The 8,098-nt window shown below is 60.4% G+C and carries 9 protein-coding genes; 1 reads left to right on the plus strand and 8 read right to left on the minus strand.

What is annotated here, in order from left to right:
• Positions 1-193 precede the first annotated feature (193 nt).
• Complete coding sequence (locus Q4Q11_RS29755) at positions 194-1,297, plus strand: COX15/CtaA family protein (protein WP_498571723.1); 1,104 nt, start codon at positions 194-196, stop codon at positions 1,295-1,297.
• A 63-nt stretch (positions 1,298-1,360) separates the two neighbouring features.
• Here Q4Q11_RS29755 and Q4Q11_RS29760 read toward each other — a convergent pair whose 3' ends face one another.
• The 8 genes from Q4Q11_RS29760 to Q4Q11_RS29795 all read right to left on the minus strand — a co-directional run bounded on the left by Q4Q11_RS29760 (position 1,361) and on the right by Q4Q11_RS29795 (position 7,925).
• Positions 1,361-2,677, minus strand: coding sequence for a DUF2778 domain-containing protein (locus tag Q4Q11_RS29760; protein WP_498571724.1), 1,317 nt, complete (start codon positions 2,675-2,677; stop codon positions 1,361-1,363).
• Between the two features lie 430 nt (positions 2,678-3,107).
• The gene (gene argC, locus Q4Q11_RS29765) at positions 3,108-4,040 is read right to left on the minus strand and encodes an N-acetyl-gamma-glutamyl-phosphate reductase (RefSeq protein ID WP_113216139.1); all 933 of its coding nucleotides are present in this window, start codon (positions 4,038-4,040) and stop codon (positions 3,108-3,110) included.
• Positions 4,041-4,122: 82 nt separating this feature from the next.
• Entirely contained in the window at positions 4,123-5,076 is a 954-nt protein-coding gene (gene speB / locus Q4Q11_RS29770; protein ID WP_498571725.1) for an agmatinase, read from the minus strand.
• Entirely contained in the window at positions 5,057-5,434 is a 378-nt protein-coding gene (locus Q4Q11_RS29775; protein WP_112511026.1) for an antibiotic biosynthesis monooxygenase family protein, read from the minus strand. Before Q4Q11_RS29775 ends, speB begins: the two co-directional genes overlap by 20 nt.
• A 63-nt stretch (positions 5,435-5,497) precedes the next feature.
• Complete coding sequence (locus tag Q4Q11_RS29780; protein WP_112511028.1) at positions 5,498-5,761, minus strand: hypothetical protein; 264 nt, start codon at positions 5,759-5,761, stop codon at positions 5,498-5,500.
• A gap of 154 nt (positions 5,762-5,915) precedes the next feature.
• Entirely contained in the window at positions 5,916-6,383 is a 468-nt protein-coding gene (rpsI, locus tag Q4Q11_RS29785) for a 30S ribosomal protein S9 (protein ID WP_112511030.1), read from the minus strand.
• A gap of 2 nt (positions 6,384-6,385) precedes the next feature.
• A complete protein-coding gene (rplM, locus tag Q4Q11_RS29790; RefSeq protein ID WP_498571726.1) occupies positions 6,386-6,850 on the minus strand; it encodes a 50S ribosomal protein L13 in 465 nt (154 codons plus the stop codon).
• A gap of 238 nt (positions 6,851-7,088) precedes the next feature.
• Complete coding sequence (locus Q4Q11_RS29795) at positions 7,089-7,925, minus strand: EamA family transporter (protein WP_498571727.1); 837 nt, start codon at positions 7,923-7,925, stop codon at positions 7,089-7,091.
• Positions 7,926-8,098 lie beyond the last annotated feature (173 nt).

The raw sequence follows: 8,098 nt of genomic DNA on the forward strand, positions 1-8,098 counted from the left end.
GATCATGGCAACGATCGCATAGATTGCAACCAGCAGCACGAGCAGGATCATGCCGATGAATTTGCGCAGGCGAAGGGGCACGGGTTTTTCTCCTCATTATGACAGCATGCCGCGACGGCATGCCGCAAACTCCCGGGACTTGTTTTGCACGCGCCTATCGGGCAAATCAACAGCCTGATCGAAGGGAGACGCCATGGCCGCCGCTAATTTTACGACCGAACAGGCTATTTTGAAGGAAATGGCTCGCCAGGACGGCAATCGCCGCGCCATCCGCATCTGGCTGGCCTGCGTGCTTCTGGTTCTCTTCGGTCTCGTGCTGGTGGGCGGCGCAACGCGCCTTACCAATTCCGGCCTGTCGATCACCCAATGGCAGCCGATCCATGGTGTCATCCCGCCACTGAATGCGCAGGAATGGCAGGACGAATTCGACCTCTACAAGCGCATCCCGCAATTCCAGATCCTGAACAAGGATATGACGGTCGAGGAGTTCAAGGGCATATTCTGGTGGGAATGGGCGCACCGCCTGTTGGCACGCACCATCGGCGTCATCTTCGGCCTGCCTCTGCTGTTCTTCGTCCTGACCGGCCGTGTCGAGCGGAAACTCTGGCAGCCGCTTGCCGGCATTTTCGCGCTCGGCGGTCTTCAGGGAGCGATCGGCTGGTGGATGGTGTCCTCGGGCCTGGAAGCGCGCACCGACGTCAGTCAGTATCGTCTCGCGACCCATCTCGTCACCGCCTGTCTGATCTTTGCCGCCTGCATGTGGTTCATGCGGGCCTTGTCGCCGCATTCGAACGAACCGCCGCCGACCCGCCATTCGGCGAAACTCGCCGGTCTCATCGCTTTCATGGCGCTGTTCCAGATCTACCTCGGTGCGCTTGTCGCCGGTCTCGATGCGGGTCTCAGCTACAATACCTGGCCGCTGATGGACGGCGCCGTCGTACCGGGAGATCTTTTCATACAGTCGCCAGCCTGGATCAATTTCTTCGAGAACTCCAAGACGGTCCAGTTCGTTCACCGTCTCGGCGCCTATGCGCTGTTCATCGTTGTGGCCATCAACATGATCGTCTCTTTGCGTGCGGCGGCGCAAACGACGCATGCCCGCCGGTCCGTCGTGCTCTTCGTGCTCGTGCTGATCCAGGCAATCCTCGGCATTTCGACGCTGCTGCTGCATGTGCCGCTGCATCTGGCTCTCGCGCACCAGGCCGGCGCCCTGATCGTCTTCGGCTTTGCAATTGCCAATTGGCGCGGCTTCTATGGCGAACTGCCGCGCCAGACATCGATCGTGGTGAGAGATTGAGGCGCGTCGCGCCTTAAATCCAATCCTCTCAAGGCGTGTCGCGCAAAACTTCGCGGCCTGCGCCTAGCGTGCGGAGGCGACGCTTGCCGCCGACGACATCCGCGAGACGACTTTCAGCCGCTTGATTTCGCCGCGCCTGAAGGCCGCCAGGAAGCGGTTATAATCCTTGAAGACCACGCAGCCATTCGATTCGCCGCGGCCTCCTCTGAGCATGTAGGTATGAGCCAGCAAGCCGTCGCGGCCGTAGACGCGGGCGCCGTTTGCGGGTGTCAGGCGCAGCGCCTGCACGCCATGGAACAGGCTTTCCCTATATGTCAGGTTATAAGTTTCAGGCGGCGTCGGGCCGGTGTTTTTGCGGTCCACATAGCGAGGATTGTCACGCATATGGCCGAGACCTGAATGAGCCTCCAGGCGCTCGCCGCTCGGCAGATAAACGGTCTTCGCCTCGATATCGTAGATCGCAGTGCCTGCGCCGGGGCTGATCGACGCAAAGGGGTTGATGAAAGGCTTGGCCTTGCGCACGGAGCTGTCCTCCGGGTCGGCATAGGCCATGAGGCGCGATGGCGGCCGGACGGGCACGTCGTTGCCCGTTGCCTTTGCGATCGCGCTTGTGGCGCTGGCGCGTTGCACCGGCGTTTCGCGGGCAGGCCGGGCCTCGGGAATGACATTCAGCACCGCCTCGGCTACGGCAATGTCCGCATCCTTGGCGGGCAGGGGCTTGGCTTCGGCGACAGCAGGCAGGCTCACCTCGGGCGCTGCGGACGCGACCGCAGCCGGCTGCGCCACCGTGTTGATCGGGCCGGCGGCTGGCATCAAGGCAGCAGCATACCTGGCCTGATTGAGCGATTGTACCGTAGTGGCGAAGTTTATGGCGATCACCTTGCGCAGATGGTCGATCGTCTCAGGGGAGGCCGCAGCCACTTCGATGCGGCCGCCCTTGATGCTCGCTACCGCACTTTGCGCCTGCTTCATCTCGGAGGTTTGCTGTGCCAGCGCGTTCGCCAGTTGCAAGCGAACCGCGCCCGCGCTGCCGGCTTTCGTTTGAACTTCAGTATCGGCCGCGGGAGCGCCGCCGAAACGGCTTTGTCCGTCCAGCGACGTTATCTGAGCCGAGAAACGGGCGGGGTGCGCCATATGGCTTTGGGGAACGATGAAGGCGGAAGCGCGCGGTGCAAGGAAACTATCGGCCGATGCCGCCGCGCCGGGGAGGGACAGCACCATCGATTGCGTCGTTATCAGCGTTGCGGTGACCCAGGCGAAGGCTGCTACGGCGACGCCGGTGGCCAGGGTGCCGGGACGGATGCTGAAGGGTTTTCTCGATCGCGGGACGTAGCCGGAACGCGAATTGAAGTTACCGAACGTTTCGATCGCAAACGCCATGATACTCGTTATCCAAACTACACAGACACTATGCCGGCTCACAAATGCACACGCGCCTTGACGCGGAATTCGCGTCCGGCCACCACTTTGCCGACTGTCTGGAAGCATGCCGAATTATGGTAACCAATTCCTTTACGATGGCTCATTCTTGGATATTCATTGAAAAAAGGGATGCCTTTGAGTGCCCGTTCGTCCGGACCAGTGAAGCCATTAGAGGGCAAATCCGGCCGGCAATTGGTCGCGGAGCCTCACGGTCGATCACTTTTCCGTGCAGTGCCAGCTAATTTAGAGGGAAGGCGGAAATGTGGCCGAAGGCCATTGGCAACGCGAAATCGCGGAGATCCCCTTGCCGGCATGAAAAAGCTCGGCCCAATCGATCCTCTGCGGATGACTGGGCCGAGCGGTAAGGCTTCGATTTGCGTCGCGTGATTTAGACGCTCAGCATCAGGTCCATGTTCTGCACGGCGGCACCCGATGCGCCCTTGCCGAGATTGTCGAGCAGCGCCACCAAATTGACCTGGGCAGCACCAGGCGTGCCGAAGACGAACAGCTTCATTGTGTCCTTGCCGGCGAGCTCGACGGCATTGATCCGCGGCAGGCTGCGGCTCTCCTCAAGCGAAACGACCTGGACTATATCCTGGCCGGCATAATGGTCGGAAAGCGCCGCATGGATGCTTTCGAGCGTCGCGCCCTCGGCAAGATCGCCGAGATGCAGCGGCACCTGAACGATCATGCCCTGCGGGAAACGGCCGACGGACGGCGAAAAGATCGGTGCACGATCCAGCAGGCCGTGCGTCGTCATTTCGGGCACATGCTTGTGGGTCAGCGGCAGACCGTAGAGGAAGTGCGGTGCAGTGATTGCATCCGGATGATCCGGGTTTTCCATCTGCGCGATCATCTGCTTGCCGCCGCCGGTATAGCCGGAAACGGCATTGACCGTCACGGGATAGCCCGCAGGGATGATGCCGGCGGCACGCAGCGGCCGGATGAGGCCGATGGCACCGGTCGGATAGCAGCCCGGATTGGCGACGAAGCGCGAAGCCTTGATCCGGTTGCCCTGATCCTTGTCCATTTCGGCAAAGCCATAGGCCCAGTCGGGATGGATGCGGAAGGCTGTCGAGGTATCGATGACACGGACATTGTTGTTGGCCGCCACCATCTTCACCGCTTCCTTCGACGCGTCGTCAGGCAGGCAGAGGATGGCGATGTCGGCGCTGTTCAGCATGTCTTCGCGCATGGCGGCATTGCGGCGCTCGGCCTCGGGAATGGACAGCAGCTCGACATCGCGGCGGTCGGCCATGCGCGTGCGGATCTGCAAGCCCGTGGTTCCGTGTTCGCCATCGATGAAGATCTTCGGTGCCATCTTATTCCTGCTCTTTCAATAGGTTGAGAGTGTTTCCGGACTCAGTTTGCCATGAAGTTGATTCAAAATGATAACAGCCGGCTCAGCGACCAGACGCGCGCCTTTCGGCATGCAGACCGAGCATATACATCGCCACCGTTGCCCCCGCAATGGCGGTGATATCGGCGTGATCGTAGGCCGGCGAGACTTCGACGACGTCGGCGCCCCTGATGTCCAGCTGATGCAGTCTCTGCAGCACCGAGAGGACCTTGGCGCTGGAGGGACCGCCGGCCACCGGCGTTCCCGTGCCGGGCGCATAGGCCGGATCGAGGCAGTCGATGTCGAAGGTCAGATAGGTGGGCGCGCCCTTGGTATGGGAGATGATCGTCGAAGCGATGTCCCCGGTGCTCATGTCCTCGATCTGATGGCCGTAGAGCATGTGAATGCCGAAGTCGTCAGGCGCATGCGTGCGGATGCCGATCTGTATGGAGCGGTCCGGGTCGATCAGCCCATCGCGCGCGGCCCGGGCGACAAATGAGCCGTGGTCGATACGCCTGCCGTCATCGAACCAGGTGTCCTGGTGGGCGTCGAACTGAACCAGCGCCAGCGGCCCATGCTTGGCGACGTGGGCCTTCAACAGCGGCCACGTGACGAAATGATCGCCGCCGAGCGTCAGCAGGAAGGCGCCTCTGTCGAGGATTGCCGTCGCCTGTCTTTCGATTGCGGCGGGCGTATCCTGATGATTGCCGTAATCGAGCAGGCAGTCGCCATAGTCGATCACGGCCATCTCGGCGAAGAGATCGCGGCTGAAAGGATATTGCGGATCGTTGTCGAAGATCGCCGAAGCACGACGGATCGCCTGCGGCCCGAAGCGCGTTCCCGGCCGGTTGGAAGTCGCGGCATCGAAGGGGATGCCCCATACCACGGCATCGGCACCCTCAAGGGATTTGGTGAAGCGGCGGCGCATGAAGGAGAGAGCGCCGGCGAATGTCGGGTCGCTGGCGGCAGAGGTCAAGCCGGTCGCGGTAAAGGCGTGATCAATCGACGTGCTCGGCAAGGGTGTCTCCTTTGCTCAGCTTGAAATCATAAGCCCGTTCTACCCGCGCTATGCGAACTTTGTATTGCTCATACCAGCGCTCGCGACCGAGTTTTTGCGCCGCAAGATGGGCGACGACGTTCTTCCAGGCGCGGATGCTTTCCTCGTCCCGCCAGAAAGAATTGGTGATGCCAAAGCCGTCGTCGCCTCTCGCGCTTTCAAGCCCGAGACAGCCCTCTTGCGCCAGCGCCAACGCTTCCATGCGCTCGCCCATGGCGCCGTAACCATTGTCTCCTTCCGTTCGGATCGAAGCGAAGGAAACGATGTAATAGGGCGGCTCGGGCGTGGCCGCAAAACGGGATGTTCTGTGCGTGCTCATGGCGTACCTCACGGGAGCGAACGGAATTCCGGTTCAGTCAAAGCAGGCGAATGTGCTCGACGCTTATTTGCCCGATCTGGCGGTGCATTGATACGCCTTTTTTACGCAGGCGATCTGCGGCGTCGAGCAGTCGGCCCTCCCGTCTCTCACGACGCAATAGGAGCAGTTGTCGTTGAACTCTCGGCAATCCGGGTTCGCCTGAAGAAAATCCCGCATACTCTGCATGTTCGCCGCCCTTTCGGCAGGCTTGGCCGGTTTGGCATTCTCGCAAAGAGCCGGCGAGACGCCGGCGATCAAGAGCAGAAGCGAAAAGATGAAGCCACGCATGGAATTCCCCCGATGCTTGTGGTCGGACTTTGCCGCAAAACTTGTCTTTTGCCTGGCGGAATTTGCCTGGCGGAATTGCATTTTTCCTAAGATTACAAAAGAAAAAGGCCGAGGAAATCCCCGGCCTTTCCAAAATCCCGTCTCGGGCAAGCGATTAACGCTTGGAGAACTGGAACGAACGACGTGCCTTTGCGCGGCCGTACTTCTTACGCTCGACAACGCGGCTGTCGCGCGTCAGGAATCCGCCCTTCTTCAGGACCGAGCGCAGGCCCGGCTCGAAGTAGGTGAGCGCCTTGGACAGGCCGTGACGAACGGCACCGGCCTGGCCGGAAAGACCGCCGCCGGCAACGGTTGCGATGATGTCGAACTGGCCGTCACGGGCAGCGGCGACGATCGGCTGACGCAGGATCATCTGCAGAACCGGACGGGCGAAATAAGCCGTGTAGTCCTTGCCGTTGACGATGATCTTGCCGGAGCCGGCCTTGACCCATACGCGGGCGACGGCATCCTTGCGCTTGCCGGTCGCGTAGGAGCGGCCGAACGAATCGACCTTGCGGACGTGAACCGGAGCAGCAGCTTCCGACGTCGTGCCGAGATCCTTCAGGGAGGAGAGGTCAGCCATTGTCAGGCGCTCCTTACGTTCTTCTTGTTCAGCTTGGCGACGTCGAGGACGATGGGCTGCTGGGCTTCGTGGGGATGGTTGGAGCCGGCGTAGACACGCAGGTTCTTCATCTGGCGACGGCCGAGCGGGCCGCGCGGAACCATGCGTTCGACAGCCTTCTCAACGACGCGCTCCGGGAAGCGGCCTTCGATGATCTGACGAGCGGTACGCTCCTTGATGCCGCCGGCATAGCCGGTGTGCCAGTAGTAAACCTTGTCTTCGTACTTCTTGCCGGTGAAAACGACCTTGTCGGCATTGATGACGATGACATTGTCGCCATCGTCGACGTGCGGTGTAAAGGTAGCCTTATGCTTGCCGCGCAGACGCATTGCGATGATAGAAGCGAGACGGCCAACGACAAGCCCTTCGGCGTCGATGAGAACCCACTTCTTCTCCACCTCTGCAGGCTTCTGGGAGAAGGTTGCCATGTTGCATACTCTCTTTTAAGACCCTTGGCCCGAAGGCGTTTGGGCGTTTCTTGTTGCTTGGTTTGGCGTGCATGGAATGCATGCCAAAAAAGAAAGCAGCCGGAGGGGCTGCGATCTGCGGCGGCTTATAGAGCGATTGAGCGCGCGGGTCAATATCGACGCCTTTGGCGCTTGTAAAAATTATGATTAAAAATCAATATGTTGATTATGTGGTATAGAAAAACCACACATTTTATCGTCAACCCAGGCGCAGAACCAATACTCCGGCAGCGATAATGGCGCCGGCAAGATAACGCCAGATACTGGATCGTTCCTTCAAGACGACGACCGATATCACCAGCGCGAAGAGGATCGAGGTTTCGCGTAAAGCCGCAACCATGGCGACCGGCGCCTTGGTCATCGCCCACAATGCCAGCCCGTAGGAAGCGATCGATCCGCCGCCGCCGATAAGCCCGCGCCACCAATTATAGCGGACATGCGCGGCGACGGCGTTGATGCCGCGCTGCGAGATCGCCAAGGCAAACAGAAGGACGGGCGGCAGGAGCGCCATCCATAGAGTATAAGAGACGGAATTGCTCGATATTCGCGCGCCGATGCTGTCGACATAGGTATAGGTCGCGATGACAACGGCGTTGGCGAGCGCCAGGACGATTGCCCGGCGACCGCCTTTTCGCGCTTCGAACGCAAGCGTCAATATGCCGGCGCAGATGGTCATGGTGCCGATCAACGCGCCGCCCGAAAGCGTCTCCTTCAACATGAAGCTGCTTGTGGAGACGATGATCAGCGGCGCGACGCCACGCATCAGCGGATAGACCAGCCCGATGTCGCCGGCGCGATATGCGGCTGCAACAAGCTGGAAATAGGCAAATTGCAGGATGGCCGAAGCGCCGATGAACGGCCAGGCTGCGGAGGCCGGTAACGGCAGAAACGGCAGCAGGGGGAGGGCTGCGACCGCGCCGCCGGCCGAAACCAGTGCCGCGTCGAGCGATTTGTCGGTTCCCGCCTTGATGAGCGCATTCCATGTCGCATGCAGCAATGCGCCGAAAAGGACGAGCGCGACGACATCGAGAGACACGGAAAACCTCGGAAATGGGCGAGCGGGTGTGAATACTTGGCAATTTGTGGGAGTTTGACCTCATATGATCCGCAATGCATCAAAAAGCAACAAGCTATCATCTATTGTAAGGTTTTTACTTGTTCGGCCGTTTCCCTGTGGCGCGGCTTGTCAGGATCGTTCTCTTTATGTTT

This window comes from Rhizobium sp. UFLA01-1127 (genome assembly GCF_059803845.1).

Bases quoted from the DNA above. Each gene is read 5' to 3' on its own strand.
- Q4Q11_RS29755 (WP_498571723.1), top strand. From the start codon at position 194: ATGGCCGCCGCTAATTTTACGACCGAACAGGCTATTTTGAAGGAAATG.
- Q4Q11_RS29780 (WP_112511028.1), bottom strand. From the start codon at position 5,761: ATGCGTGGCTTCATCTTTTCGCTTCTGCTCTTGATCGCCGGCGTCTCG.
- Q4Q11_RS29775 (WP_112511026.1), bottom strand. From the start codon at position 5,434: ATGAGCACGCACAGAACATCCCGTTTTGCGGCCACGCCCGAGCCGCCC.
- rpsI (WP_112511030.1), bottom strand. From the start codon at position 6,383: ATGGCTGACCTCTCCTCCCTGAAGGATCTCGGCACGACGTCGGAAGCT.
- argC (WP_113216139.1), bottom strand. From the start codon at position 4,040: ATGGCACCGAAGATCTTCATCGATGGCGAACACGGAACCACGGGCTTG.
- rplM (WP_498571726.1), bottom strand. From the start codon at position 6,850: ATGGCAACCTTCTCCCAGAAGCCTGCAGAGGTGGAGAAGAAGTGGGTT.
- Q4Q11_RS29760 (WP_498571724.1), bottom strand. From the start codon at position 2,677: ATGGCGTTTGCGATCGAAACGTTCGGTAACTTCAATTCGCGTTCCGGC.